Origin of the sequence: Streptomyces sp. NPDC021020, from assembly GCF_044333285.1 — a bacterium.
Taxonomy (GTDB): domain Bacteria; phylum Actinomycetota; class Actinomycetes; order Streptomycetales; family Streptomycetaceae; genus Actinacidiphila.
This window is the reverse complement of sequence record NZ_JBIRQQ010000014.1, coordinates 215,667-242,533: the sequence shown is the minus strand read 5'-3', so window position 1 is coordinate 242,533 and position 26,867 is coordinate 215,667. Positions and strand designations below refer to the sequence as shown.

Annotated in this window: 24 protein-coding genes; 13 read left to right on the top strand and 11 right to left on the bottom strand. The window is 72.2% G+C overall.

The window, feature by feature from the left end:
- Positions 1 to 72 precede the first annotated feature (72 nt).
- The 4 genes from ACH4SL_RS33915 to ACH4SL_RS33900 all read left to right on the top strand — a co-directional run bounded on the left by ACH4SL_RS33915 (position 73) and on the right by ACH4SL_RS33900 (position 3,311).
- Positions 73 to 2,001, top strand: coding sequence for a hypothetical protein (locus tag ACH4SL_RS33915; protein ID WP_398453150.1), 1,929 nt, complete (start codon positions 73 to 75; stop codon positions 1,999 to 2,001).
- A gap of 266 nt (positions 2,002 to 2,267) precedes the next feature.
- Positions 2,268 to 2,414 carry a hypothetical protein gene (locus ACH4SL_RS33910; RefSeq protein ID WP_398453147.1) on the top strand — a complete coding sequence of 49 codons (147 nt, stop codon included), beginning with the start codon at positions 2,268 to 2,270 and terminating at the stop codon, positions 2,412 to 2,414.
- A 1-nt stretch (position 2,415) separates the two neighbouring features.
- On the top strand, positions 2,416 to 3,045 hold the full coding sequence (locus ACH4SL_RS33905; RefSeq protein ID WP_398453144.1) for a histidine phosphatase family protein: 630 nt from the start codon (positions 2,416 to 2,418) through the stop codon (positions 3,043 to 3,045).
- Positions 3,042 to 3,311, top strand: a complete 270-nt coding sequence (locus ACH4SL_RS33900) for a CopG family transcriptional regulator (protein ID WP_398453141.1) — start codon at positions 3,042 to 3,044, stop codon at positions 3,309 to 3,311. Before ACH4SL_RS33905 ends, ACH4SL_RS33900 begins: the two co-directional genes overlap by 4 nt.
- 2 nt (positions 3,312 to 3,313) lie before the next feature.
- Here ACH4SL_RS33900 and ACH4SL_RS33895 read toward each other — a convergent pair whose 3' ends face one another.
- From ACH4SL_RS33895 to ACH4SL_RS33885, 3 genes are all read right to left on the bottom strand, one after another.
- Positions 3,314 to 3,442, bottom strand: coding sequence for a hypothetical protein (locus tag ACH4SL_RS33895; RefSeq protein WP_398453139.1), 129 nt, complete (start codon positions 3,440 to 3,442; stop codon positions 3,314 to 3,316).
- Positions 3,439 to 3,558: a winged helix-turn-helix domain-containing protein gene (locus tag ACH4SL_RS33890; protein WP_398453136.1), complete on the bottom strand. Its 120-nt coding sequence runs from the start codon at positions 3,556 to 3,558 to the stop codon at positions 3,439 to 3,441. The genes ACH4SL_RS33895 and ACH4SL_RS33890 overlap by 4 nt, the downstream gene beginning before the upstream one ends.
- A 342-nt stretch (positions 3,559 to 3,900) precedes the next feature.
- On the bottom strand, positions 3,901 to 4,407 hold the full coding sequence (locus ACH4SL_RS33885) for a hypothetical protein (protein WP_398453133.1): 507 nt from the start codon (positions 4,405 to 4,407) through the stop codon (positions 3,901 to 3,903).
- Positions 4,408 to 5,186: 779 nt separating this feature from the next.
- Here ACH4SL_RS33885 and ACH4SL_RS33880 point away from each other — a divergent pair.
- On the top strand, positions 5,187 to 5,780 hold the full coding sequence (locus ACH4SL_RS33880; protein WP_398453129.1) for an SUKH-4 family immunity protein: 594 nt from the start codon (positions 5,187 to 5,189) through the stop codon (positions 5,778 to 5,780).
- A gap of 6 nt (positions 5,781 to 5,786) precedes the next feature.
- Here ACH4SL_RS33880 and ACH4SL_RS33875 read toward each other — a convergent pair whose 3' ends face one another.
- Both ACH4SL_RS33875 and ACH4SL_RS33870 read right to left on the bottom strand, forming a co-directional pair.
- Positions 5,787 to 9,569: a hypothetical protein gene (locus ACH4SL_RS33875; RefSeq protein WP_398453127.1), complete on the bottom strand. Its 3,783-nt coding sequence runs from the start codon at positions 9,567 to 9,569 to the stop codon at positions 5,787 to 5,789.
- Positions 9,570 to 9,993: 424 nt separating this feature from the next.
- A complete protein-coding gene (locus ACH4SL_RS33870; protein ID WP_398453124.1) occupies positions 9,994 to 10,542 on the bottom strand; it encodes a GNAT family N-acetyltransferase in 549 nt (182 codons plus the stop codon).
- A gap of 331 nt (positions 10,543 to 10,873) precedes the next feature.
- On the opposite strand from ACH4SL_RS33870, the gene ACH4SL_RS33865 reads away from it, so the two are divergent.
- Positions 10,874 to 11,770, top strand: coding sequence for a BTAD domain-containing putative transcriptional regulator (locus tag ACH4SL_RS33865; RefSeq protein ID WP_398453121.1), 897 nt, complete (start codon positions 10,874 to 10,876; stop codon positions 11,768 to 11,770).
- A gap of 119 nt (positions 11,771 to 11,889) precedes the next feature.
- Here ACH4SL_RS33865 and ACH4SL_RS33860 read toward each other — a convergent pair whose 3' ends face one another.
- The 3 genes from ACH4SL_RS33860 to ACH4SL_RS33850 all read right to left on the bottom strand — a co-directional run bounded on the left by ACH4SL_RS33860 (position 11,890) and on the right by ACH4SL_RS33850 (position 16,094).
- Positions 11,890 to 12,522 (bottom strand): flavin reductase family protein, encoded by a 633-nt coding sequence (locus ACH4SL_RS33860; RefSeq protein WP_398453118.1) that lies wholly within the window; start codon positions 12,520 to 12,522, stop codon positions 11,890 to 11,892.
- A gap of 45 nt (positions 12,523 to 12,567) precedes the next feature.
- Positions 12,568 to 14,679 carry a tetratricopeptide repeat protein gene (locus ACH4SL_RS33855; protein ID WP_398453116.1) on the bottom strand — a complete coding sequence of 704 codons (2,112 nt, stop codon included), beginning with the start codon at positions 14,677 to 14,679 and terminating at the stop codon, positions 12,568 to 12,570.
- 128 nt (positions 14,680 to 14,807) lie between these two features.
- Positions 14,808 to 16,094 (bottom strand): hypothetical protein, encoded by a 1,287-nt coding sequence (locus tag ACH4SL_RS33850; protein WP_398453113.1) that lies wholly within the window; start codon positions 16,092 to 16,094, stop codon positions 14,808 to 14,810.
- A gap of 497 nt (positions 16,095 to 16,591) precedes the next feature.
- Between ACH4SL_RS33850 and ACH4SL_RS33845 the strand changes: the two genes are divergently transcribed.
- Together ACH4SL_RS33845 and ACH4SL_RS33840 are read left to right on the top strand one after the other, a co-directional pair.
- Positions 16,592 to 17,035, top strand: a complete 444-nt coding sequence (locus ACH4SL_RS33845; protein WP_398453110.1) for an RICIN domain-containing protein — start codon at positions 16,592 to 16,594, stop codon at positions 17,033 to 17,035.
- A gap of 163 nt (positions 17,036 to 17,198) precedes the next feature.
- Positions 17,199 to 17,450, top strand: a complete 252-nt coding sequence (locus ACH4SL_RS33840; protein ID WP_398453107.1) for a hypothetical protein — start codon at positions 17,199 to 17,201, stop codon at positions 17,448 to 17,450.
- Positions 17,451 to 17,476: 26 nt separating this feature from the next.
- On the opposite strand, the gene ACH4SL_RS33835 is transcribed toward ACH4SL_RS33840, so the two are convergent.
- Positions 17,477 to 18,340, bottom strand: coding sequence for a LysR family transcriptional regulator (locus tag ACH4SL_RS33835; protein ID WP_398453104.1), 864 nt, complete (start codon positions 18,338 to 18,340; stop codon positions 17,477 to 17,479).
- Positions 18,341 to 18,477: 137 nt separating this feature from the next.
- On the opposite strand from ACH4SL_RS33835, the gene ACH4SL_RS33830 reads away from it, so the two are divergent.
- Together ACH4SL_RS33830 and ACH4SL_RS33825 are read left to right on the top strand one after the other, a co-directional pair.
- Positions 18,478 to 19,077, top strand: a complete 600-nt coding sequence (locus ACH4SL_RS33830; RefSeq protein WP_398453101.1) for a short chain dehydrogenase — start codon at positions 18,478 to 18,480, stop codon at positions 19,075 to 19,077.
- 57 nt (positions 19,078 to 19,134) lie between these two features.
- Positions 19,135 to 19,896 (top strand): class I SAM-dependent methyltransferase, encoded by a 762-nt coding sequence (locus tag ACH4SL_RS33825; RefSeq protein ID WP_398453099.1) that lies wholly within the window; start codon positions 19,135 to 19,137, stop codon positions 19,894 to 19,896.
- A gap of 12 nt (positions 19,897 to 19,908) precedes the next feature.
- Here ACH4SL_RS33825 and ACH4SL_RS33820 read toward each other — a convergent pair whose 3' ends face one another.
- A complete protein-coding gene (locus ACH4SL_RS33820; RefSeq protein ID WP_398453096.1) occupies positions 19,909 to 20,718 on the bottom strand; it encodes a class I SAM-dependent methyltransferase in 810 nt (269 codons plus the stop codon).
- 57 nt (positions 20,719 to 20,775) lie between these two features.
- On the opposite strand from ACH4SL_RS33820, the gene ACH4SL_RS33815 reads away from it, so the two are divergent.
- Together ACH4SL_RS33815 and ACH4SL_RS33810 are read left to right on the top strand one after the other, a co-directional pair.
- Positions 20,776 to 21,492 (top strand): GntR family transcriptional regulator, encoded by a 717-nt coding sequence (locus tag ACH4SL_RS33815; protein WP_398453093.1) that lies wholly within the window; start codon positions 20,776 to 20,778, stop codon positions 21,490 to 21,492.
- Positions 21,493 to 21,643: 151 nt separating this feature from the next.
- Entirely contained in the window at positions 21,644 to 22,558 is a 915-nt protein-coding gene (locus ACH4SL_RS33810) for an ATP-binding protein (RefSeq protein WP_398453090.1), read from the top strand.
- A 30-nt stretch (positions 22,559 to 22,588) separates the two neighbouring features.
- Here ACH4SL_RS33810 and ACH4SL_RS33805 read toward each other — a convergent pair whose 3' ends face one another.
- Complete coding sequence (locus ACH4SL_RS33805; protein ID WP_398453087.1) at positions 22,589 to 22,918, bottom strand: hypothetical protein; 330 nt, start codon at positions 22,916 to 22,918, stop codon at positions 22,589 to 22,591.
- Positions 22,919 to 23,471: 553 nt separating this feature from the next.
- Here ACH4SL_RS33805 and ACH4SL_RS33800 point away from each other — a divergent pair.
- The gene (locus ACH4SL_RS33800) at positions 23,472 to 26,690 is read left to right on the top strand and encodes a GH92 family glycosyl hydrolase (protein WP_398453085.1); all 3,219 of its coding nucleotides are present in this window, start codon (positions 23,472 to 23,474) and stop codon (positions 26,688 to 26,690) included.
- The last annotated feature ends 177 nt before the right edge of the window (positions 26,691 to 26,867 follow it).

The following is a 26,867-nucleotide window of genomic DNA, read 5'->3' as shown; positions in this document are numbered from 1 at the left end:
AATGACCCCCAGTCGCGTTGATCGCCCGGAAGTGCGAAAACTACGGTCGTGCGCCGGAGGTGGACGACTCACATGACCGTCACAGCTGTGGGAGCGATGAGCGTGCTGCGCGCCGAGAGCGGCGCCGCGGCGGCGGGGACGGCGGCCGGGGCGCCGCGCACCGTGCGCCGGTCCGGGTTCACGATCGCCGCGGACGGCTCGTACGCGGCCTGCCTGGCCGAGGGCGTCACGCCGGACGGCGCGGGCCGCGGCCTGCTCGTCGAGCGCTGGACCCTCGGCGGGCCCGAGCCCTACGCCGTACCGCTGCCAGGACGGCAGCCCGAGGAGGCCGACACGCAGGTGCTGCCGCTCGCCGACGGGCGGGTGCTCGTACGCCGCCGGGTCGCCGACCGCTGGGATCTCGTGCTGCTCCACCCCTCGGGTCCGGAGACCGGCTCGGGTCCGGAGCTGCTGGTCGGCTCGCTGACCGGCGACGACGTACGGCTGCTGCCCCCCGTCCCCGCCTCCCCGCCGGTGGCCTACGCGCTCGCGTACGACGCGGCCGCCGGCCGTACGGGCGTGTGGCGCGTGCACGGCACGACCGACGGGCAGGGCCCGCAGCCCGTCATGACCGTCGAGGGCCGCTGCACGGGCGGCGTCTGGCTCGACCGCAGCGGGCGGCTGCTCGCCCTCGACCGCGAACTCGGCGGCCGTACGAAGGCGGTGGCCGCCGACCTCGACACCGGGCGCACCAACCTGCTGCTCCAGATCACCGACGACAGCGACGACCGGCTGCTGCTCGCCGACCCCGACAGCGGGCTGCTGGTGCTGCGCAGCGACGCGACGGGCGAGGCCCGGCTGGGCTGGGGCGTCCTCGGCAGCCGCCACCCGGTGCGCTTCCCGGACGCGCTGCGCGTGCCCGGCGTCCAGCTCACGCCGGTCGCCGCACAGCCCGGCCTCGTACTCGCGCCCGAAGCGTCGGTGGTGGCCTTCCGGGCGGAAGTCCCGGGCGGGGCCGAGTCGTTGGCGCTGTGGCGCCCGGGGGAGCGGCGGTTGCACTGGCGGGCCTCGCCGGTGGGGTGGCTGGGAGCGGCGGGGGTGTGGCTGCCGGGGGAGGAGCTGAAGTTGCCTTACGCGGCGGGGGCGTTGGGTGCGGGCGCTCCGGCCGGGGCGGCTACGTGGGGGCTGGCGGCGTACGAGCCGCCGGTGAGCTGGGGGGTGGCGGCGCCGGCGTGGGGGGTCGAGGCGGCGGGGGCGGCGGGGGCGGCGGGGGCGGCGGGGGGCTGGGCGGAGGTTGCGGTGGAGGCGCCGGAGGTTGCGGCGGAGCTTGCGCCGGGGGTGCTGGGGGGCTGGGCGGAGGTTGCGCCGGGGGTGCCGGAGGTTGTGGCGGAGGTTGCGCCGGGGGTGCCGGAGGGCTGGGCGGGGGTTGCGGCGGGGGTGCCGGAGGTTGTGGCGGAGGTTGCACCGGGGGTGCCGGAGGTTGCGGCGGAGCTTGCGCCGGGGGGCCCGGTGGCAGGTGGGCGGGGGGTGCCGGAGGTGCCCGGGGCCGCGGCGGTGGGGGCGCCGGGGGCGGCGGAGCTGCGGGTTGCCGGGCCCAGCGGGGTGACGGTGCGCGGGGCCGCGGGGCGGCGGGAGTTGGGTGCGGGGGGCTCGGTGGGGGCGGTGGCGGGGGCTGCGGATGCGGTTGCGGGCGGGGGAACTGCGGGTCCGGCTTCCGCGGGGGGAGCTGCGGGTCCGGGTCCCGCCGGGGGAGCTGCGGGTGCGGCCTCTGCCGCGGGAGCTGCGCTGGGGGCGACGCCGTGCGCGTCCGCCGCTTCCCGGGGGGCGAGGGCCTTCGCCGGGTGCGCCGGGGGCCGGGTGCTGCTGCCCGTGGGGGGCCGAAGCGGTGGGGGCCGGGCCCCGGAGCAGGCGGCTTCCGCGTCCGGGCCGGCCGGGGACTGCGGGCGGGCGCTGCCGGTACGCAGGACCTGGGCCGTACTGCCCCTGCAGCAGGCGCCGCTCGCCGCGGCAGGTGCGTCATGAGCCGCGCGTCGCTCGCGGCCGACCCCGCGCGCTGGGCGCCACACGCGCGGACCGTGACGGCGAGGGTGCGGTGGGAGGAGCTTTCCGCCGTGGGGCAACCACCCGCGGCGGAGGGGGAGTCGGGGGGCCGGCCGCACGCCCCCGACCGCCCCCCGCTAGACTCGTCGCTCGCCGTTGCGCGTCGGGGGACGCAACGTGAGCACGCGGACGCGTCATCGCTGCTCGCCCGTCTCCGGCGCCGCCGCCACACCACGGGGAGCCCAGCCTTGTCCGACACCGCCGCGTCCACCAGCGCCGACGCGCACGAGCCCAAGACCCCGCCGGGCCGCCACCGCGGCCCCGCCTCCCCGGAGTCCCCGGACCCCGAGGCCCCGCCCACGCCCGGCCGCCACCGCCGCCCACCCGAGTCCTGACATGGCCCGTACCCTCTGGGTCGTCACCCACCCCGAGGCCACCCACCACGTCGACGGCCTCGTCGGCGGCTGGTACGACTCCGCCCTGACCCCCGCCGGCGCCGAGGCGGCGTCCGCGATCGCGGCGGAGCTCCGCGCCCGGATCCCCCCTGCCGCGGAGGTCGAGCTCTACGCCTCCGACCTCCGCCGCACCCGCGAGACGGCGACCCCTCTGTCCGCGGCCTTCGACGTCCCCCCGACCCTGGACCCCCGCCTCCGCGAGAAGTCCTACGGCGAAGCGGAGGGCCGCCCCCAGCACTGGCTGAGGTCCCGCTTCGTCCCACCCCCACCGTCAGGCGACCGCCTGACCCACGACGAGGGCATCCCCGGCGCCGAAACCAAGGCAGCCTGGGCCCACCGCGTCTACGCAGCGATGACCGACATCCTCCACAGCTCCTGCCCCCACCAGATCATCGTGACCCACGGCGGCACCCTGACCTTCGTGGTGACGTCCTGGCTCCGCATCCCGATCGAGTCAGCCGCCTACGCCAGCTTCCCCCCGAAGCCCGGCAGCATCACGACCCTGACCGAGGACGACTTCTTCCACAACCGCGCCCTGACCACCCTCGCCTCCACCACCCATCTCGGATGACGGAGAAGCGCCGGACGGCCCGCCTTCCGGAGCAACAACCTGCCTCGGCCCGCGAGCACGCCGTGGATGGGGAGCCATCCGCATCCGTCACGGACGCCCGCACCCACCAGAACCGGATCGACCGCCTGGGCGAACTGTCGGACTGGCTCCAAGAGCAACACGGCCCGGCGACGGAAGAGGAGTTGACCGAGGCCCCCCACACCCGCAAGGCGGCCCAAGCCCGCATCGCGACGCAACTCGCGGCGGCCCAGGGAGGAGCCGCGTGACCTCACCATCCGTCGGACCAGGAGGTTGCGGGGCCAGGTTCGGAGGTGAGCGGTGTCAACGGGAAACCGGCCCCGTCCTCGACGACGAGGTAGGCGTCGAGTGCCGCCGCGGTCCTTCCGCGGACGGTCACGTCTCCTTCACCCAGCCGGCCCTGGCTGCGTCGTCCCGCTCCACGGTCCGCCGGGCGGGCACCTGGTGACGCCAGCCGTGGCGACGCGGCACCTGGCTGATGCCCGACAGCGTCACGGTCTTGTGGAACCGCCGCCCAATGAGGGCCTTGATCCGCGCCAGAGTCCAGCGCAGAAGGCCTCAGCGGCGAACCACTCGACGGCCACCAGCCGGATCTGCTCACGAAACGCCTGCCGTTCAGGCGTCAACCCACCACCCTGCGGGCACCTCGTACAACCGGCGTACCGCGACCGCCACGCCCCGTCAGCCCCCACGAAATCGCAGCTGCAAATTCAGTGAGCCCTTTCCAACCTCGGGCTCGACAGGGGTCGGGCTGCACGGAGCGTCGTAGCTCCGGAAGGTTGGGCCTGCTGCCGACTGGGTCTGGGGCTGCCGACCGCATGCGACCGCACGTTGACCTCAGGGCCGGTCGATCTGGGGGTGAGGCAGCATGGTCGGATCGGTTCCGTCGAGCACCTGTTGGAACACCTGGTGTGCGACGCGGTCGTAGTCGCCGGCCTGGAGCGTGCTGAAGTGGAGGTCAACGCGGACGTCGTCGGCCAGAAACTCGCCCATCGACTCGTGCATGAGCATCAGGAAGTGCCGCTTGGGTGCCCAGCGGACGTCCGGAAAACGGACCCGGTTCTGTTGCTCCAGCCGCTGCGCCCAGTCAGAGCCGAACACCTCGTAGACCCCGTAGGCCAGGCCTCGGGCCAGCGGATGCCCCTCCTGCGCTTCGTCATTGGGGTAGCCGAAAATGCTCTGGGTGCAGGCGACGAACGTGACGTCGAGCACGCCGCGGTCGTTCATGTCGGGAATGAGCACGTGGCACCCGTGCTCGTCCATCAAGAGCTGGCCGCCTCCAACGGTCGTGAGCTCCTGCCCGAGGTCCAGCTCGACGGTCCGCGGACCTTCTTCCTGCAGCACGCATGCCTCCATAGCGCTCACGGCCGGATCGGACGCCAGCGAAACGTCTCCAACGTGACACGGCAGCTGCCCAGTTGGCGCAGGGGGTGTCGTCAGGAAAGGAGTGGAACTCCTGGTAGACGGGTTGTCGACCAAGATCGACCTGCTGCCTGGAGCTTCACGCGCTTGTCTACCCATCGGGGAACGATCTGTCCAGCTCGACCCTGCAGCACCTCTCCCGTCCGCTGGTTACCAGGCGCCAGGAGCGCGGCACGCGGTGGCACCGGCTTAGCACCACCCGCATCACCGACCTGGTCAAGGCCGTCGTCGCCCTTCACCTGGCAACCTCAAGCTGAGGTTGGAAAAGCCTCGCTGACAAGGCGGCTTCGGAGGAGAGCGCGCAGTTCAACCTTTGCGCGGTCGGGCGATGAGTATGCGCCACACTCGACCGGCTCCGGCGAGTTGCCACCGGCTGACCGAACGACGCCACGAAGAGTCGGACCCGCCTGAAAAACTGTCCTACTGGGTGGTCAGGGCCTCGCATCTGAGATCATTTTGCTGGCGGGCTTCCGGCTATTTGGATCATCCCTCGAAATTACCCGTAGCCGACATTGTCGACGCCCGCCATGTGGCTGAATCTGGAAAAATTCGCGCCACGCTCGTCCATACCGTCGATCGAGGCTGCGTCGAAGGCCAAGGCTACGATCCGAACGAGATTCTCATCTGCACGGGGGGCGACAACTGCCGATCGGGGCGGCATGATAGAGGGGATCTGAAGCGTCGAATCCTTTGGATGGATCTTGATTACACACGAGCAACTCGTCGAGACTTTCGGCGAGGATGAGGTGTTCCTGGTCCCGACGGAACTCATCGAAGATCAGGTTACCGATCCCGAGGCCCGGCGTGTGCTCACCGAGGTGGGTCTGCCCGACAGTCTTTTCGAGACTCTCTCCTTCGAGGATTTCACCGACGGCCCGGCTCGTACGCTTGCCGAGACCTTCTTTTCCACGGCGCAGGGGATGCCGGAGAGTGTTCGTGACTACTTGATCGTCGCGAACGGCGTCGGCGGCGGGGTGGCCTGCCTTGACGGCGCGGACGGCCGCGTCTACTGGTTTCGCCCTGGCGACACCGAGCCGTACGGTCTGCTCAGTACCTCGCTGGGGCAGTTCGTCGAAGTCGTGAAGGCACTCTACGCGCGGATCATGCCCCTGGGGATCTACCTACCCCCGGACGCCGATGAGCAGCGGGTAGCTGCGATCCAGCGAAGGATCGAGGAGACGATGGAGGGAATCGTCGACCAGGTGCGCGAGCTGGATCCGGCGGTGTTCGACAACCCCTCGTTGATCTGGCAGGTCATCATCATCGCCGCGTTGGAGGACATGATCCACGGCTGAGGCGCCTCACGTAGCCGCGCTGGCGTCTCCGGCCTTTCCCTCCGCTTCAACCTCGCTCGCCGCCGAGCCGGCCTGGGCCTTTTCCTGCTCCTTGAGGTGTATGGCGACCTCTTTGTCGTAGAGCCGGAGCATTTTCTTGATGCTCTGGTCCATCGCCGCGATGAATCGCTCGCGACGTTCCTTCTCGATCAGTTCCGCCACCGTGTACTCCGCCAGCTGTTTTTCCGGCAGATCTTGGCCCAGTGACGTCAGGTCGAGATCGGACGGTCCCAGCTTCATGAACGCGATGCCCCGATTCAGCAAGATCGCAATTCCCGCGCGTCCGGAGGCGTAACCCCCGTGGATTCTGAACCAGTCCCGGCGGTGGTCCACCTCACCTTCGGGAAGGTCCTCATACTGCTCCTCGCGCCGGACTGCCTCGTCCGGGGTCGCCGAGGACGGGTGCCCGGAGAAACGCTTCTGTATCGGGTCCCACACCGAGGTGTTGGGATTTGTGAGTTTGGCTTTCTCCTGTTCGGCGATCTTCTCTCCGATCTCCTTCTCCGTGGAGATCCGCTTCGCCTTGAGGAAGCGGTCAAAGATCTCCGGGTAGGCCTGCCTGATCTCTCCGGTGAAGTCGACCTCGCCTTGGTAAAGGGCGCTCGCCGCCACTTCCGCACGGGCGTCCCCTGAAACGTCCCGAAGGTTGTTTTCGACGAAATCCGCGATGTAGTTGGCGCAGTTCACGCATGGGCTCCGGTTCACTTCCCATCGGGCCGACACCTTCGAGGCCGAATCCTTGTCCTTCTTCAGTTCCGGCAGATCGGCCTTTTGGAAGAGGTTCGTCACCTGTTCCTCGGCGTGTGCCCCGTCGACGTGGTGCACGTGCGTCTTCTGCGTCGTCGGCTCGCTGCTCTGGTGACGGCGGACGCGGGATCCTGCATTCCACTGGAGTACACCTCGAGCATCGGTGGGCAGCTGGAACGACTTCTCCTCCTCCCACTTCTCGCCGCGTTTGAGGAGCTCGTCGCGCGCGGCTTGCAGCGCCTGGCTGTAGTTCGATCTGACGTTCATGGTGAAAGTCTTCACGGCGGCCGGAGTGAGGCGTAGGCCCTCGGGATCGTTGGAATCCTTCTCGTCCTGCACATGGACCTTGCCGGTGCTCGGCGTACCCGCGCTGCCGTGGGCGATCGCTCGGAACGAGTACGGCCCCGCGCGCACCATCCGGATCAGGGACACGCCGTCGTTCTTGTACTTGGCGTACACCTGCTGCAGGACCGTCTTCATGGTGCCGACCTCGACGCCCTGGGACAGGCGTTGCTGGGTCTCGTCGGCCGCGTTCTTCTTGGCTCGCATCTTGCGCTCGGGCGAGAGGTCGTTTCTGGCCCGCGTACCATCCTTCTTCTTGCCGAACTTCGACTTGAGTTTCGCCCAGATCTTCTTGCCCATCTTGGCGATGAAGGTGACGATTTTGTCGATGACGCGGTTGACGGGTTTGGCGACGGCGTGGAAGACGGATTTGACTTTGGCGGCGAGGTTGCCGATGCCGAGGAGGGAGGCGAGGAGGCCGAGGAGGGTGGGGATGGCGGCGGCCAGGGCGGTTTCGACCATTTTGGGGACGCCGGCGGTGCCGCCGTTCGCGATGGCGATGACGGCGTCGAGGACGGCGTTGACGAACTCGGCGACCTGGGCGCCCTGGTTGATGACGAAGGAGACGATGTCGACGATCGCTTTGACGGCGCGGACGAACGCGGAGGCGGGGTTGAGGAGGGAGAGGATCCAGGTGATGCCGGCGATGATGACGGTGGGGATCAGGTAGGTGGTGAGTTTGCCGAGGATGGTGGCTTTGAGGTCGCCGGTCTCCTTGACGATCTCCTGCTCGACACCCGCGGGGCCTTCCTTCGCGAGTTTCTGCGCGACGGGGACGGATTTCTCGACTTCGGTCATGGCCTGGTCGGGGATGCCCTTGGCGGTGATGCGGGCGCGGATGTTGGCCCAGGTCAGGCCGAGCAGGCCGGTGATGAGCTGGATGATGCCCTTGAGATCGAAGGAGGAGGGGAGGTTCAGGCCGGCTTTGACGGCGGTGCCCAGCAGCCAGGACACCAGGCCCTTCTTGAGGTGGTCGGCGATGTTGGCGACGAAGAGTTTCAGGCCGGCGCCGACGGCGTGGACGAGGTTGTTCAGGAACCCGATCGGGTTCTTGATGATCTTGGAGATGGCGGTGGCGGCCTTGGCGAGGATGCCCATCAGGAGGTTCTTCAGCTCCGTGATGGTCTTGATCACCCCGGCGATCGCCCCGACCGCTTTGGACACCAGGCCCTTGTTCGCGTCCTGGAGCTTCTTGATCTCCTCGTCGACCTTGTGCAGCGCCTGCGTGTACTTCGTCGCCAGCGTCTGCACGAGCTGCTTGGACTTGTCATCGACGTCCGATTCCAGGTCGTCGAACTTGCCCGCGAAGTCCTTCGCCGCGTCCTGACCGAACTTCCGCAAGTCCGCCGGGAGCTTCTTCACCTCCGCCGCCAGGTCGGAGCGGCCCTTGGCGATACGGGACTTCGCCGCACCCAGGTCGGTGCCGATGGTGTCGGCGACCGAGGAGATCACGGACTGCATCTGGGTGACGTAGAGCTGCCGGGAGAGCTGGAAGAGGTCGTTGGCCTCCTTCGGCATCCCCATGAGCTTGTCCTTCGCCCATTTCGCGCCGCCCAGCCACCCCCCGTAGCGTTTGTGCTTGTACGCCGACATCCGGGCCTTCTGATCGGCCTCGAACGCCGCCCGCGCCTTCGCCTCACCCGCGTTGAACTGGGTGTCGACCTTCTTGTCCAGGCCGGACAGGATGGCTTCGACATCCCTTTTCGTCGCGTCGAACACCTTCTGCAACCGTGCCGTGGCCTCGGAACGGCGTGACTCGTCCTTCGACTTCGCCCCGCCCTTGCCGGAGTCGACCGCCTTCCCGGCGGTGTGGCGGGTCGCGGTCAGCTGCGCCATCGCCTGCGCACCGGTCACCGCGGCGGACGACTTCGCCGCCGCGATCTGCTGCTTCTCCGCACCGCGCGCCTTGCCGGGAGCGGTGGCCGAGTGGGCGTCGGCCTGCTTCTTGTCCTTCAGCGCCCCCGTGAAGTCCGGCTCATTACTCTTAGCGAGCTGGTCGTCGGTGACGTCCGCGGACTTCATCTGCTCGTCGGTCTGCTTCGGGCCCGGCGAGAAGTCCGTCACCGCCGCCGGCTGCGGGGCCGGGGCCGCGTCCGCGGCCGACGGGGCACCGGGGTTCGCCGGCGGCTGGTCCGGGCGAAGAGGCACCACGGTCTTGTCCTTGGCCGCCGACGTGTCCGGCGGCGCAGCCGTCGCCGACGAGATGTCGTGCGCCGACGCCGTCTTCCCGGCGGTGACCTTCCCGTCGACCGCGCCCTTGATCTTCTCGGCCCTGCCGGACTTCGAGAACTTGTCCGCCTCGTCAAGGTTCTTCGGCGCCTGCGCCGCGATGGCGTCATTGACGGCCTTGACGAACGCGGCCTTGTCGAACGCACCGGGCTTGGCCGCGTCCATCTTCGCCGAGTTGGCGACCTTCCCTTGCGCCTCCCGGTCGTCCGGCGGCGCCACCGCCGCATCCTGCGCCGCCCCGGATTCGGCCACCGCAGGACGATGCGCACCCAACCGCGCCCGCTTCGCGGCCACGTCCGCCGACACCCGCCGCATCCCCGGCGCCTGCGACACCGACGGGGACACCGGCGCCACAAACCGCTGCGCCACCAACCGGGAAACCGCCGCATTCCCCGCCGCACCCGCGAGCAGCTGGACGGTCTGACGGCTCATCCCCTGCCCGGAGGGCGCCGGCAGCGAGGGCGCGGGGCCCCGCGGGGCGGGGCTGGGCGCGGGTGGGCGTAACCGGGCTTTGTCGGGGGCCCTCTCGGGGGTGCCCTTCACCGCACCACTCCCGTCGCGCGCTCACCCGGCGTGTGCTCCCTCCAGGGTCGGAGGAGGCGGCCTCTCCGGGGAGGGGCATCCGGGTAATCCGGGCAGCGGACGTACGGGAGGCGGGTGTCCGTTCGGGAAGGCCGAGAGGGCAACGCGACCCTGGGGCTCCCCGGGAGGGCAGGGGCTCAGCCCGGAAGCCCGCGTCGCGACCGCGGCGCTCAGACGTCCTCGACGGCGAGGGCGACCGTACGGACAACGGGCATGAGCCGGGTGTACGCGGCCAGGTCCATGTCGCGACGCTCAGCCGTCAAGGCAGTCTCCCTCAGAGGTCGTTGAACGGCTCGGCGTACGCGAAGGCGCCGCGCAACCCCGGAAGGTACGCGGACAGGGTGCGGACCTGGAAGTACGCGCCCCAGGACGGGTCCGGCGGGGTGATGCCGAGGTCCGTGGACGGACGGAAGCCGAAGCGGCGGTAGTAGGCGGGGGAGCCGAGGAGGGCGACGAGGGGTTCGCCGAGGGCGTCCGCGGCCGCGAGGGCGGAGTGGACGAGGGCGAGGCCCGCGCCCCGGCGCTGGTGGTGGGGGTGGACGCTGAGGGGGCCGAGGCCGAGGGCCGGAACCGTACCGACGTGGCCGCGAGTGCACAGGACGTGGCCGACGACCTCGGAGCCGGAGCCGGAGCAGGAGTCGTCGACCGCCACGAGCGACAGCTCCGGGATCCACGCGTCGCAGACCCGCAACGCGTCGAGGAGGCCCGCCTCCACAGGCTCGGTGCCCACGGGTGCGTCCGGCTTGGCGAAGGCGGCGGCGGTCAGGGCGCGGACGACGGGGACATCGGCGGGTTCTTCGCGACGGATCAGCACCCGCCACATTCTGCGGTCGGGCCGTCGCGCCCGCAAAGCGATTCGGCCGGGCGAGGGGCGCCGCACGGGCCGGGCCCGTAAACCGGCAGGTGCAGAATGGCTTGAATCATGATTTGTCTTGAATTCTGCTTCAAGCATGGCTGTCGGTGTGGCAGAGTCCATCCACATCAGCTGACAAGGGAATACCGCATTCCGGACGGGCGCTCAAGAGCGCCTCGCCGGAGCGGGCGGCACAGCGCGTGCGGTGGCGTGGCGCGGGAGTGGGTCCCGGGCGCCGCGGAGTCGCGCGGATATCGATCGGATCAGTACCCGGATCAGCACCGCCGTCACGATCAGACCGATGCCTCAGAATTCGGAGACCGCTGTGGTCAGTCAGCTCTCTTCCGCGTCGCAGGAGCAGGGAAGCGCTGTCGAAGGGTTGTGCGAGGAGCCGCGCTATTTCGTGCTGGGGCCGGTGGGCATGTACAGGGACGGCAGGCCGTGCACGCCCAGTGCGCTCAAGCAGCGGGCGCTGCTCGCGCTGCTGCTGCTGTCGGCCAACCGGCCCGTGCCGAACCACCGGCTGGTGGAGGGGCTGTGGGGATCGCGGCCTCCGCGGGCGGCGGCCGCCACGTTGCAGATGTACGTCACGGGGCTGCGGCGCGCGCTCGACCCGGCGCACGGGGCCGCGCGGCGCGACCCGCGGCACCACCCCCTGCTGGCCACCGAGGTCACCGGCTACCGGCTGCGGGTGGCACCCGGCGAGCTGGACCTCGACCGTTTCCGCGCGCACGCGGCCGCCGGGCGGCGGCTTCTCGCGGAGGGGCGCTGTCGGCAGGCGGGGGAGGCCTTCCGGCGGGCGCTCGCGCTGTGGCGCGGGCGCCCGTTCGCCGATCTGGAGGGGTCCGGGCACTTCGGCTCGTACGGGGTGCGGTTGGAGGAGGAGCGGCTCGCGCTGCTCGGCGAGCACCTGGACACCGTGCTGTGCCGCGGGGAGAGCCACGAGGTCGCCGACGCGGTCGGGCAGCTCCACGAGTTGTGCGCCGCGCACCCGCTGCGGGAGTCCTTCCAGGAGCAGTTGGTACGGGCACTGGTACGGGCCGGGCGGCGGGCCGAGGCGCTCGCCGTCTACGCGAGGGTGCGCGGCATGATGGTCGCGGAGCTGGGCATCGAGCCGGGGCCGCGGCTCAGAGCGGCGCAGCTCGTCGCCCTGGAGGCCCGCGAGCCGTACGCGGCGGCGCACCGCAACTGCCCCTGAGCCCGGCAGAATTGTTCCCAGGCGCATCGCAACCACCCCTGAGCGCAGCCACATTGCTTCCGCGCACACCGCAACCGCCCGTGAGCCCTGCGGGCAGCCCGGCGGGGCCGCCCGCAGGCTCACCGCAGGGCCACCCCTCCGCCGGGTCCGGGCGCCGGCGCGGGCTCGTCCGCCGGGGCCCCGAGCTGCCAGCCGAGCCGGCGCCGGTAGTAGACCAGCGGCTCGCGCCCCCGCCCGGCGTCCCACGCGCAGCGCACGACCTCCCCGATCACCACCGCGTGGTCGCCGTGCGGGAAGACGGCCGCGGACACGCACCGCAGATACCAGGGGACCTCCGCGAGCCGCGGCACCGGACCGTCCCAACTCCACCGCACCGCCGAGAACTTGTCGGCTCCGCGGCGCGCGAAGACCTCCGCCGTACGGGAGTCGGTCCCGCTCAGCACGTGCACCCCGAAGGGGGCCCCGGCCGCGAACGCCGGGTAGGCGCGGGCGGATTCGGCGACGGTGAGCAGCACGGACGGCGGCGCGACGCTGTACGAGCACACCGACGACACCAGCAGCCCGCAGGGCGCACCGTCGTCCTGCCGCGCGGTGACTACGGCGACGGCGGAGGCGAGGTGCGCCATGCTCTCGGTGAAGACGGCCGCCAGGTCCGGGCCCGCGCCCGCAACCGCGCTCGCGCCGGGACCCACCGCCGGGCCGGGCGCCGTACCGCCCGACACCGCCGGCCCCGGCCCGGCGGGCGTACCCACCCCCGCCCCCGGCGGGACGGGTGGCGCAACCCGCGCACCCACCCCCTACACCCCGGCCCGTTCGCCGCGCAGGCACGACGCGTGGTGGGCGCGGGCGTCCTCGTCGTCCGTCTCCGCGAGCACCGCCGCGAAATCGTCCGCGGCCTCCGCGAAGCGCCCCGCCGCCTCGTGGACCAGGCCCCGGTTGTAGCGGATGGCCACCGAGCCGCCCAGCTCCACCGCGCGGTCGAAGTCGGCGGCGGCCGTGGCCAGATCGCCTGCTCCGAAGGCGAGTTCGGCCCGCAGTGCCCAAGCCTCGGCGAGACCGGGGTCCGCGGAGAGGGCCGCGTCGAGCGCGTCGCGCGCCGCCTCCGCCTCGTCCTGCTCGGCGAGCAACCGGCCCTGGAGGCACAGCAGATGGGCGTGGCCCGGGACCAGTGACAGGCCCGCGGCGATGTCGTCCAGCGCGGCCCGCGCGTCGCCCAGCTCGGCGTGGATGCCGGCGCGGTTCAGGAGCGCGTCGACGTTGCCGGGCTCCAGCACCAGCACCCGGTCGAACTCCCGCAGCGCGCCCTCGATGTCGCCCAACTCCAGTCGCGCGTCACCGCAGTTGTAGTGGGCCTCGGGGAAGGGCGGCTCCAGGGTGAGCGCGTGCTCGTAGTCCGCGAGCGCCTCCTCCGTGCGGCCCATGCGGCGCAGGATGTTGCCGCGGTTGAAGTAGTGGTCGGAGAAGTCGTCGTCGATCGCCATGATGTGCGCGTAGTCGTCGAGCGCGTCCTCCAGCCGCCCGCTCATCGCGTTGACCTGGGCGCGGTTGTAGCGCAGGCCGACGCGGTGCCAGCTGCGCTCGCCGAGGCCCATCTCCTTGTCGAGCCGCGCGATCCCCTCGTCGAGCAGCCGCAGCGCCTCGTCCATGCCGCCGGTGCGGGTGGCGATGAGGGCGAGGCCGTTGCGGTTGAAGACGGAGAAGAACGTCCGTTCGGCCGGATCCTCCAGCAGCGAGGCGATGGCGATGGCCTGGTTGACCCAGGCGCGGGCCAGCTCTGGGTCGCGCTTGGCGGGGGCGTGGTGGCGGGCGTAGAGCATCGCCGTCTCGTACGCGAGCTTCATGTGCACGGTCGGGTCGAGGCTGGCGCGGCGCGCGGCGTCCTGCAGCTCGGCGGATTCGTCGGGACGGCCCCCGGCGGCGAGCGAGACGCCGGTGCCGCGCGTCAACTCCCACCACTCCTGCGGCTGTGCGTCCGGGTCGACGAGCGCGAGCCCGCGCTTGCCGTATTCGACGGCGGTGCCGTACAAGCCCAGGTACTTGCAGCGCTCGTGCCCCCGGATCAGCGCCGCGACGCCCGCGGTGTGCCGCTCGCTGCCCCGTTCCAGGTGGTACGTGAGCGCGCCGAGCCGCAGTGACGGCTCCGACTCGGCCTCGGTGGCGAGGAGTTCGGCCCGCGCGTCGTGCAGGGCGGCGCGCTCGGCGTCGTCCAGCGCTGCGTATGCGGCGAGGGCGGCGGAGTCGTCGCGTACCCCGTCGGAGTCGACGTACGCGCGCGCGAGATCGGCGGCCGACTCCGTTGCCGGGGGCTCGGGTTCGCCCTCCCCCGTCACGCGCTCGGTGTACGCCGCGAGGGCCGCGGGCAGCGACTCCGACACCGGTCCGGGCGCCTCCGCGATCTCGCCCGGGGCCGTGTCGAGGACGACGGTCAGCAGCTCCGGCGGCACGCGCCGCAGCAGCACCGCCAGGAACTCGTGGTCGGTGGCGTCGGCGTGCTCCACGTCCGTGACGACAAGGGTGCGCGGCCCGCTGCCGAGCCCCGCCAGGTGGGCCTGGAGCAAGTCGACCAGGCCGTGCGCGACCCGCAGCGAGTGCAGCCGCGCCGGGTAGCGGCTGATCGCGACCGCGCCGCCCTGCGCCGCCGCCTCCAGCGGGCGCTGGATCGCCGGCACGAGACTCAGCAACTCCGGTGTGGTCTCCTGGAGTTCGATGCGGTGCCGGTAGGCGAGCGCGGGCTCGCGGCGCAGCGCCTCGGGGGCGATCTGCCGCATGAGCGTGCCCACCGCGGTGTAGGGGCCGCGCAGGTTGCGGTGCGCGCTGACCCGCGCGAGCTGCGGAGGCAGCGGCAGACCGGCACGGACCCGGTCGCGGTCGGCCCGGAGCGGCGCCTGAATCCAGTAGTGGGTGCCCATGTGCCTGCCTTTCGACGCTCGTTGCTCGTTTCGACGGTGGTGCGAGGTCGTACGGAGTGGTGCGGGGTCGTACGCGTACGGGTGGTGCGAGGTCGTACGCGTACGGGTGGTGCGGGTCGTCCGTAAGGTCAGGAGGCCAGCGCGCTGCGGGTGGTCCCGGCGCGGCGGCGGCGGGCGCGGTCGCGCAGCGCGATCCACAGCGGCAGCAGCATCTGGCCGAGCAGCAGCGCGAGGAAGCCGACCGCGTCCAGCAGCCGCAGCACCCCCGCGTCGCCCGACGTGAAGCGGCGCACGGAGCCGGCGGTCATGTCGACGAAGACCGGGAGCAGCGCGAACAGCGTGGTGGCGAGGCTGACGGTGTAGCCGGCCAGCACCAGCCACGCGTACCAGCGCGCCGCCTTGAGGTCGACGGGGTGCGCGCCGCCGAGGTCCCGCACCCGCCCCGGGCGGCCGAGCAGCCGCCACAGCCGGTTGCGCAGGGTGCGCAGCGCCACACCGTGCAGGTCGACGTTGCCGAGCACGGTGGTGATCAGCACGTAGATGTCCGTGCGCAGGTAGAAGAAGAACTGCCACAGCAGCCGGGTGAAGGTCGCGAAGGCGACGCCGAGGCAGACCCGGGCGGCCACCGGCGGGGCGGGGTCCGCGGCGCCGAGCACGTACGCGAGGACGACGAGCCCGCACAGGACGAGGACGTCGGCGAGCATCCCGGCGAGGATCGGCAGGATGCGCTTGCGGCGCGGTACGGCGGCCAGGCCGTCGAGGGCGGTCTCGACGACCAGGAAGTAGAAGCGGTAGGACATCGAGACCTTCGAGCGGATCGCGAGCCGCCGCCCGGCCAGTGCGTGGAAGATCTCGTGCAGGGCGATCAGCGGCGTGACGGCGACCAGCAGCGTCAGGTTCACCACCGTGTAGTACGAGCTGAAGACCATGTCGTGGGAGTGCGGCAGCAGCGTCGGTGAGCGCAGCGTCAGCACGGCCGCGGTCACGACGAGGGCCGCGTAACAGGCCCACGCGGGAGGGGAGAAGGCCGCGCGGCCCAGCCGCTGCCAGCGCAACGGGGCGTTCTCGGCGCGGGCTTCGCCCGCCCGGCGGGTGAAGCCCAGCTCGTCCAGGGCCTCCAGCACGTCGGCGACGTCGGCGCTCTCGCCGTACTCCGCCTCGTAGCGCCGCGCGGCCTGCGCGGGCGTCGCGCCCGCCTCCAGCCAGCGCACGAGCTGCGCGCCGTCGGGCGGGAAGATCGCGTACGAGTCGATGTCGGCGCGGCCGATCGTGACGCCGTCGGCGTCGTCGAGGTAGACCAGCGGGTGGAAGAGGACCGGCCGGTCGGCGTCGAGCCGTAAGGTGCCGGCCTGTTCCGCCTGCTCAGCCTGCTCCAGCTCGTCCGTCTGCTCGGCCTCTTCCGTCTGTTCCGGCACCGCTCGACCTCGCTTCCCGGGCCCCTGCCTCGTACGTGCGTCGTGTCGTGCTGCCCCGCGGGTGGCGGATGCGCCGCCGTCCGGCAGCGGAGTGCCCGCTGCCGGACGGCGGTCCTACCGGGCTACCCGGCTGCCTCGGATCAGGCGGCGGGGTAGACGTGGCAGCCGGAGGTGGTCAGACGGACCGGGCCGGCCTTGCGGATCACGATCTTCTTCATGGCTGCCTCCTTGAGAGGGGAAACGGAACGTGCTCCACCACAGTCGGGTCCGTGCCCAGAAGTTCGCCAAATTCCCGCCAAACCCGCGTGTCCCACAGGGCGTTCAGCGGCGCGCGCGGGTACGCCGGGCGCGCGCGTGGCTCCGATTCGGCCGCGCGGGCTGATCTCGCCACGAACGAGTGACGAAGTGTCACCCATCCGCAAAATCCGGGACATACGGCCGATATCTTTCGATGGTCATCGGCCGCCAAGTGGCCGATCGGAGAAGGAGGTTCACCTATGCGTCTGGGTACTGTGCTGGGCACCGTCGGGGCAGCCGGAGCCCTCGCCCTCGCGATGTCCGTGCCGGCCAACGCCGCCACGTCGCGCTTCGTGAACGTGTCCACCGGCTTCTGCCTGGACAGCAACGCGAGCGGCAACGTCTACACGCTCGGCTGCAACGGCGGCAACTACCAGAACTGGAACGTCACGGACGTCGGCGGCGGCGCGGTGCAGCTCAAGAACGTCTCCACCGGCTTCTGTCTCGACAGCAACGCGAGCGGGAACGCCTACACGCTCGGCTGCAACGGCGGCAACTACCAGCACTGGCTGAAGCAGGGCGTCGGCGGCGGCGCGGTGCAGTTCAAGAACGTGTCGACCGGCTTCTGCCTGGACAGCAACGCGAGCGGCAACGTCTACACGCTGGGCTGCAACGGCGGCAACTACCAGCACTGGAAGTCCTGACCCGGCTGGCACACCCCTGGCCCCCGCGCCCCGCGGGGGCCTTCTTGCTGCCCGGGGGACAATGCACGGCATGACGACATGAAGAGCGCCGTCCGGACGTGCGTCCTGGCGCCGGGGCCGGCCCGGGTGGGCCGTCCCCGGCGGCGGGCGGTGGAGCTGCGCGGTGTGCCGCGAACCCGTCCGCACCTACCGCTACCGCCTCCACCCGCCCGGTTCCCCGGCCTTCGAGCGCTGCGTCGGGCTGGCGTGGTGCTCGGGATGCCGGATCTACGAGAACAACCTCGTACGCGTCCCCGCCGGGCAGGCCCTGTCCGACGCGCTGGCGCCGCTGCCGGCGGACGAGCGCGAGCAGCTGATCCGGAAGGGGGCGGCGCTGATCGACCACCTCGAGCGGGCGGGCGGGACGCTTTGCTGAGGCGGACGCAGGCCGCCCGTCGCCGGTCAGGCGCTGACCGTGCTGCGTACCTCGGCGAGGAATTCCTCCGTGCGCGGATGCGTGGGGTGGGCCGGGCGGGCGGCGTAGACCGTGGCGGCGGGGGCGTCGGCGAGGGGGACGAAGCGGACTCCGGGGTGGCCGTGGCTCTCCGCCGTGCCCGCGGTGCCGACGCCGAACGCCCCTCCGGACGCGATGAGGTTCAGCCACTCGTCGACGTTGCGCACCTCGACGATGCGGTCCGGGCGCTGTGCGGGGGGCCACAGGTCGAGTGAGGCGGTGCCGACGTCCGGCCACAGCGCCAGGGGGAGGGACGGGGCGGCGGTGAGTTCCGCCAGGCGCACCCGGACCCGGCCGGCCAACGGGTGGTCGTCGGGAACGGCGGCGAGCTGGTCCTCGGTGTAGAGGGCCTCGGCGTGGATGCGCGGGTCGACGGGGAGGACGCGCAGCACCGCCACGTCGGTGTCGCCGGTCGCGAGGCCGGCGGTGCTGTTGTCCTGCCGGACCACGTCGACCGGCACGTCCGGGTGCTTGCGCCGCCACCCGCGCAGCAGCGGGACGCTCTGCCTGCCGAGGACGGCGCAGGTGTAGCCGAGCCGCAGCGGCCGGTCGACGGCCTGGGTGTCGGCGATCGCCGCGTCGAGGTGGGCGAGGATGGCGCGCCCGTGCCCGAGGAGGGTCGCCCCGGCCGGGGTGAGGTCCAGGTGCCGGGACGAGCGGTCGACCAGCCGGACCCCGACGCGCGCCTCCAGCTGGGCGAGGGTGCGGGAGAGGGCGGGCTGCGTCATGTGCAGCCGGGCGGCCGCAGCGGTGACGGTGCCGGCGTCGGCGATGGCGGCCAGGGCTTTGAGGTGGCGCACTTCCACATCCATGCGCAGGAAGCATAGTCGCTGCTGGAACGGCATTTCCGGGCGCCGAGCGCGTTCCGTAGCGTCGTCCGTGCCGGGCGGTTCGCCCGGTCTCCCGGTCTTCCCGGGAGTTCCCTTTTCGGTTGTTCGGACGGTGTGCTGTGCGAATTCTTCTGGTCGGTGCGGGCGGGACGCTGGGCTCCGCGGTGCGCAAGGCGCTCACGGGGCGCGGTCACGAGGTGATCGGCGTGGGCCGCACGGGCGGGGACGTGGTCTGCGACATCACCGACCCCGCGGCCGTGGCCCGGATGTACGCCGAGGCGGGCCCGCTGGACGCGGTGGCCGTCGCGGCGGGTGACGCCGTCTTCAAGCCGCTGGCGGAGCTGACCGCGGACGACGTCGCGGCGACGTTTCGCGGCAAGGCCCTCAGTCAACTCGACCTGGTCCGCCAGGGTGCCCGGTATGTGGCCCCGACCGGCTCCTTCACCCTGGTCAGCGGCCTCCTGACGGAAGAGCCCGTGGTGGGCGGGGCCGCCGCGTCCGCGGCCAACGGGGCGGTCGACGCCTTCGTGCGGGCCGCCGCGATCGAACTCCCGCCGCAGCGGATCAACGCCGTGAGCCCGACGGTGGCCGAGGATTCGGTGCCCGCCTACGGGCCGTTCTTCGCGGGGGTGGAGCCCGTCCCGGCGGCACGCGTCGCGACGGCGTACGTCCGCTCGATCGAGGGGGCGCAGACGGGGCAGGTCTACCGGGTGCACTAGGGCAAGGCCTGCGGGTGCGCTTGCAGCTGCCCGGCGCGGGGCGGCGATGATGGGGGCATGGCCGCCCGCTCCCGTGCTCAGTCCTTCGACCTGGCCGCAGTGCAGTACGCGGCCGCCCGGCCTTCCTATCCGGCCGAACTCCTCGACCGCGTCGAGGACTTCGCAGGCAGCCCGCTGGCGGGCGCCCGGGTCGCCGACGTGGGCGCGGGCACCGGGATCGCCACCGCGCTGCTGCGGGAGCGGGGCGCCGACGTGATCGCCGTCGAGCCGGGCGGGGCCATGGCGGGCGAGCTCCACCGGGTGCTCCCGGATGTGCCGGTCGTGCGGGGTGACGGCAACACGCTGCCGCTGGCCGCGACTTCCTGCGACCTCGTCACGTACGCCCAGTCCTGGCAGTGGACCGACCCCGCCCGGTCCGTCCCGGAGGCGCTGCGCGTCCTGCGGCCGGGCGGCGCGCTGGCGATCTGGTGGAACACCACGGCCTTCGACGTCCCCTGGATCCGCGAGCAGCACGCCCGCATCGCCCACCACTGCGGGGTGCGCGCGCACTCCGCCGCGCGCCCCTCGGACGCCGACGCCGTCCGCCTCGCGGGCCTGACCGGCCTGCGCGTCACCCGCCGCCAACTGCGCTGGAGCCGTACCGTATCGCTGGACGTCCACCTCGCGAACATCGGCAGCCGGTCGGCCTTCCTCGTCCTGACGGCCGCCGACCGCGAAGCGTTCTTCGCCGCCGAGCGGGAGCGGCTGGCCGCGGTCTTCCCGGGCGGGGCGGTGGAGGAGACCTACGTCGTCGACCTCCTGGTGGCGCTGCGGCCCTGAACGCAGTTGGTCTCAGCCCGGCGTGTGGCCGACCGCCAGCAAGTGCGAGCTGGCGGCGAGGAGTTCGGGGTAGGGCTCGGCCAGGCGGGCGGCGGTGAGGGCGGATTGGACGAGGGTGTCGTCGGGCGGGGCGCCCGTGGCGTGTTCGACGGCCTTGAGGAGTGACCAGCTCGGGCCTTCCACGCCGAAGACCTGGACGTCGCGCAGTCCGGCGGTGCGCAGCTCGGCGGCCAGCTCCTCCGCGCGGTGGAAGTAGGAGACGGTGAAGCCGCGGCGGCCGTCGTAGGTGGCGGTGGTGAGGATGTCCGCGATCGAGTCGCGCAGGCGCGGGGTGTGGAGGTGCGCGAGCGCGGTGTGCTCGAAGAGCGAGGCGTAGCGGTTGATCGCCGCCGCGGCGACGAGCCCGCCGGGCCGGACCACCCGGGCGGCCTCGCGGAGGGCCCGGAGCCGGTCGTCGCGGTCGGGCAGGTGGTAGAGCGGCCCGAGCAGGGTGACGACGTCGTACGCCCCGTCCCCGGCGTCGAGTTGCCGCGCGTCCCCGAGCGCGGCCGCGCACACCCGGCGGGCCTGCTCGACATGCCGTACGACGGGGTCGACGAGATCCACCGCGTACCCGTCCCCCACCAACCACCGGGCGTGCACGCCCGTCCCCCCGCCGACATCCAGCACCCGCGCGGGCGCCTGCGGCAGGAAGCGACGCAACAGCTCCTGCGTGCGCAGCAGTTCCAGCCGCCCGTCGGCGGAGGACGTCAGCCGGGCGTCCTCGTCGTAGACGTGGGTGTAGAAGGTGCTGACCTCGGGGGCGAGTTGGGGGGACGCCATGCCCGAAGTATCCTCTGCGCCGGTGGACCAGTCCAGCTCACAACCTTCCGAGGAGCTATGGCACTACTGAAGTACGAAGAGATCGCGGAGTCCCTGCGTGTGCGCATCGCCGGAGGTGAGTTCCCGCCGGGGGCGACGCTGCCCTCGGGACGGGATCTCGCCGAGCAGTGGCAGGTGTCGCGGGCGACCGTGGTCAAGGCGATGGACGTGCTCCGCAACGACTGCGTGGTCGAGGCCCGGCAAGGGACCGGCTTCGTCGTGACCGAGACGGCGATCGGACGGCCGGTGGGCAACCGGAGGTCGGGAAGCGCGCGGGTGACCGGCGGTATGCCCTTCACCCGGGTCGGCGAGCCCGAACGCGCTGTCCCGCCGGTCCACATCGCCACCGCGCTCGCCCTGCCCGTCGGCACGGCCGCGCTGCGCCGGGCGCGCCTGATGCAACTGCCGGACGGGACCCCGTACAGCTTCGTCGAGGCGTGGTTTCCGCCGGACGTGGCGGATCTGGCACCGCGCCTGGAGCAGCACGCGCCGATCGCCGAGGGCACCACGCGGTACGTCGCCCGGCAGACGGGCCGCTCCCCGGCGGAGGGCGTCGACGTGACGACCCTCCGCCTGGCCACGGAGACCGAGGCCCGCCACCTGCGCCTGACCACCCCCGCGGCGGTGGCCGTCGTGCTCCACACCGCTCTCGACCGGGAGGGCCGCCCTCTGGTGTGCGAGGAGGGCGTGACGCCGGGATCCCTGTGGGAGCAGACCGACTCCTATCCGATGTGACGAACGGGCCCCGGCCCACGGAGGGGTGGCAGATTGCCGTATGGCTTGACTGGACCGGTCCACCGGTCCAGTCTGTCTGCCATGACGGATCGTCATCTTCGGTACGTGACGGCCGCGTACCGGTCTCTGCTGATGAAAAGGTGGGAATGGCATGCCTGTTCGCAGTTCTCCGCGTCAAGCGTCGCCGCACGTCGGCTCGGTCGTTGCGACTGATGGACCGGCGAAGCCCGTTGTCGGGGCCGAATTCCCGGTGCCACCGGACATCGAGGCCGTCGCAGCCGCTCGGCGGGAGGTCGTGCGGGCAGTCCGGGACTGGCCGGTGTCGTTGCCGGCGGCCTTGCTCGACGACCTGGAGCTGCTGACCGGCGAGGTGATCGCCAACGCCGTGCGGCACACGCGGGCCGCGTGCTCGGTCGTCGTGCGGTGGACGGGGGAGCGCGTGCGGGTCGAGGTCGCGGACAGCAGCGGGGTACGGCCCGAGGTGCGGCGGGGGGCGGTGGACGCGGAAGGAGGGCGCGGGCTCGTGCTCTTGGGCGCGCTTGCCGCGGACTGGGGGAGCGTCCGCGACGGTGCTGGGAAGGTCGTCTGGTTCGAGATGGGGCCCAGGAAGCAGCCGGTGCCGTGGAGTACGCCGGGGGCGTGGACGATCACCGCCACGGACGGCACCGCGGCCTCGGGCTACCTGCCGGAGTGGGCCGAGGACGACCCCACCGAGACCGGCGTCCCGCCGGAGGAGCTGGACCGGCGGTTGGTCCTCGTCAACCACCGCACCTTCTTCGAGGGGCCGTTGGCGCCCGTCACCGCGCCGGATCTGTGGGACGGCGCCGAGGACGAGCCCCTCTTCGAGGGCAGCATCGACTGCAACCCGCACGCCCCGGACGCTCGGCTGCGCATCCCCGTCGCCAACCTCCGGGTCGCCGAGGGGCGTTGGATTCTTGGACTCAGCCCGGAAGGGCTTGGCGACATCGCCGGGAAGCTGCGCGCGCAGGCCGACCTGCTGGAGGGCAAGGTGCGGGCCGCGCTCGTCGCCGCGCGCGACGATTGGGCGGTGCGCCACGAGCGGTGAGCGGGGCTCGTGCCCCCGGCGGCGTCTGCGTCAGGCGGGATCGATCTCGTCGGGGGTCACGCAGCGGCAGTGGCCGTCGACCTCCACGACGTAGCCCTTCGGCGGCTCGAAGGGCGTCGTCCACCAGAGCCCGGTGACCTCACCGACGGGCGCCGCCCCGCTCGGGCCGCCGCGGATGCGGACGCGGGTGCCCTCGGGAAGGTCGCTGCGGAAGCGCGGTGGCATGCCGGGGCGAAAGCCGCCCAGGGAGGTCAGGAACTCCGGGCGCAGCCTCCAGGGGCCGTCCTCGGTCTCCACGGTGTAAAGGGGGGCGACACGGTCGTCGTCCGCGTCCTCGTCGATGGCGCAGGAGACGACCACGCCGCGGCTCCCCACGAATTCCGGTCCGAGGTGGCCGAGCAGCGGATCGGGCGGGGAGGGCGTCGTCAGCTCGACCAGTTCGCCGTAAGCCAGCGTGGCCTGCTCGGGCCAGGGGGCCTCGTCCAGCGGCCATCGGTGCTCCGTGGTTATCAGCCCCCCTCAGGCCGGGTCCTGCGAACCGTCAGGCCGGTGCCGGGTCCGCGGCGCCGCGGGATCGGCCGGCTCGCTCCTCCGGGCCGCGCAGACTTCCGCCGGCGGGGCCCGAAAGGGCGCTTCGAGGTCAGCCGCCACCGAACTCGGGTTCAGCGTGCCCGCTTCGCGGGGCGGAGCAAACGCCTCCGCCGGGCAGGCTCCCTCCGCGCGGACGCCCCCGCCTCACCGCCCCGCCCCCACCGCCCCGCGCGCAGCGGGCCGTGCGAATGCGCCCCGAGGGTTGACGTGTGCACGGCCTCGGGGGAAAGCTCGGGCACGGTGGTGGTGACAACGTTGTCAGGGGACTTTGTTGACAGCCGAGGCCGCCTCCGGAGAGCCGCAGGGTGACAAGGGAGGACACGTGTTCCGTCAGAGGCACCAGCGACAACAACGACACCAGCATCAGTCGATACGTCAGCGCCCATGGCGCCGCAGCGCCGTCGTCGGGGCGGTGCTCGCCGCGGTCGGGGCGCTCGCCGTGCCGGCCGCGGGGGCCGCCGAGGCGGGGGGCGGGCACCGCGGAGGGGCCGCGCTCGTGAAGGACCCGACCTCGTACGTCAACACCTTCATCGGGACGCAGAAGGGGGTCGACTGGGAGAACACCTTCCCCGGCGTCACCGCGCCCTTCGGGATGATGCAGTTCAGCCCGGACACCACCAACGCCCCCACCGGGTACGGCTACACGGACGACGCGATCAAGGGCTTCAGCCTCGACCACTTCTCCGGCGGCTGCTCCTCCTTCGGGGACATCCCGCTGCTGCCGGTCACCGGCGACATCGGCTCCGACCCGGCGGGGCGCACCGAGCACTTCTCGCACGACGACGAGCAGGCGGCCCCGGGGTCGTACGACGTCCACCTCACCGACTCCGACGTGCAGGTCGACATCGGGGCGACCACCCGTACCGGCATCGCCTCCTTCGCCTACCCGGCGTCGGCGGGCGGCGCCGCGCAGGTGCTGGTCAAGTCGGGGACGAACCTGGGCGGGGACTACGCCGCCGAGGTCAACGTGGTGAGCGACCGGGAGATCTCGGGCACGACCACCCCGCACGGGCTGTGCAACAACAGCAAGTACACGATGTACTTCGACATCACCTTCGACCGCCCCTTCACCGCCCACGGCACATGGCAGCGCGGCGGCGGCACGGGCAGCGGCGCGACCGCCGTCACGGCGGGCGCGGACAGCGCGACCGGCTCCGGCTCCGGTGCCTACCTCACCTTCGACACCGCCAAGAGCCGCAACGTCACGGCCAAGATCGGCATGTCGTACGTGAGTACGTCCGGTGCGGCGGCCAACGCCAAGGCGGAGATACCGGGTTGGAGCGTGCCGAAGGTGCAGGCGCAGACCCGGGACGCGTGGCGGGACGCGCTGCGCAAGGTCGCGGTCGGCGGCGCGACGAAGGACCAGCTGACCGTCTTCTACACCTCGCTCTACCGCTCGCTGCAGTCCCCGAGCGTCTTCAACGACGTGGACGGCCGCTACATCGGCTTCGACAACGTCGTCCGCAAGATGCCGCGCGGGCACACCCAGTACGCGCACTTCTCCGACTGGGACATCTACCGCTCGCTCGCCCCGCTCCAGACGATGCTCTACCCGCGCGAGGCCGGCGACATGGCCAACTCGCTGCTGCGCGACGCCCAGCAGCAGGGCGGCTGGTGGCCCAAGTGGCCCTCGCAGAACATGACCGGCAACGTCATGAACGGCGACAACGGGGTCCCGCTCTTCGCGCAGTACGTCGCCTTCGGCGCGACCGGCGTCGACGTCAAGGACGCGCTGCCCATCATGAAGAAGGGCGCGACGACCTCCCAGAAGGTCGGCTGGGGCTGGGTCGAGCGGCCCGGCGTCGAGGACTACGTACGCCTCGGCTACGCGCCCAACAACGCCACCTCGCAAGGCGATCACGGCCTCCAGGGCGCCTCGGAGACGCTGGAGTGGGCCACCGACGACTTCGCCATCTCCCAGCTCGCCGCGACGGTCGGCGACAAGGCCACCGCGGCCGAGTACGCCCAGCGCGGCAACAACTGGCAGAACATCTTCGACCCCGCCACCGGCTACCTGCGTCCGCGCGACGACAACGGCTCCTTCCCCGCCGGCCCCGGCTTCCAGACCCCGCCCGCGGGCGCCTTCGGCCAGGACGGCTACGACGAGGGCAACGCGGCGCAGTACAACTTCTCGGTGCAGCAGGACATCGCGGGCCTGGTCACCGCGATGGGCGGCCCGGACAAGGTGGTCCCGCGGCTGGACGACTACTTCAGCCAACTCAACGCGGGCGGCAACGCGCCCTACGACTGGGCGGGCAACGAGATCGACACCACCACCCCGTGGATGTACGACTACGTGGGCCGGCCGTGGAAGACCCAGGCGGTCGCCCGGCGGTTCGAGACCGAGCTGTTCACCACCGCCCCGGACGGGCTGCCCGGCAACGACGACAACGGCGCGCTGTCGTCGGAGTACGTGTGGGCGGCGCTCGGCATGATGCCGGCCACCCCCGGCACGCCCACCCTCGCCCTCAACTCCCCGCTGGTGCAGCGGGCGGTGATCAGCCTCGGCAACGGCCACCGGATCACCGTCGACGCCCCGAAGGCCGCCACCGGAGCCCCGTACGTGACCGGAATGCGCCTGAACGGCGGGCACTTCGAGTCGACGGCGCTTCCCGCCTCCTTCGCCACCCGTGGCGGGGACCTGCACGTCGACCTGTCGACCCGCCCCGACACGCACTGGGCCACGAGCGCCAAGGCGGCCCCGCCGTCCTGGCGTACGGGTGAGGTCCCGGCGGTCGGCTACCTCACCCCGACCGGCACCCGGGTGATGGCCGGCGGCAGCAGCACGCCCGGCACCGTGGGCGTCACCTCGCTCGCGGGCAAGGCGAAGTCGGTGCGCTGGACGGCCGGTTCGGATGTGCCCGGGGTGACGGTGAGCCCGTCGTCCGGCACCCTGGACCTCCGGCACGCGGACACCGCGAGCGCGCCGGTCACGATCGCGGTCGCGGACGGCACCCCGTCCGGCTACCACCCCGTGCACGTCGACTTCCGTACGCAGGACGGCACTTCGCTGCCCGGCGGCGCCGTCGTGGTGACCGTCCCGGCGGCGGACGGCGCGGCGACCGCGTGCGACACGCTCGGCGCGACCGACACCGAGTGCGGCCTGCGCTTCCGCGACAACGGCGACGGCCACACCGTCCCGGTGACGCTCGACGGCCGCAGCGGGCGCTCCACGACGGACGGTTCGCCCTTCGAGTACTTCGACGTCGACAACACCATTGTCCCCGGCGCGGCGGCCGGCACGTCCTACCACGCCACCGTGACCATCGACTACTACGACCACGGCACGGGCAGTTGGAGCCTGCACTACGACTCCGCGTCCGCCGCCTACAAGCAGTCGGAGTTCGTGCAGAAGACGGGCACGGACACCTGGAAGACGGCCACCTTCACGCTCGACGACGCGGTCTTCCGCAACGGCGAGAACGCGGGCAGCGACTTCCGGGTCGCCAACAGCGGCGACACCGGCACCCTGGGCCGGGTCGCGGTCACCGTCTCCGGCGGCAACGTCCTGGCGCTGCACCTGTGCCCGGACGCCGGCTGACCGCAACGAACGGCTGACCGGCTGGCCGGAACGACCAGCCGGCCGGCCGAACAGCGGTGGGGGGGCGGGGGGGGCCCCGCGGCCCCCCCCCCCCCCCCCCCCCCCCCCCCCGGCGCGGGGGGCCCCCCCGGGGGGCGGGGCGCGGGTACCCCCGCCCGCCCCCACTGAGCGGCCCCC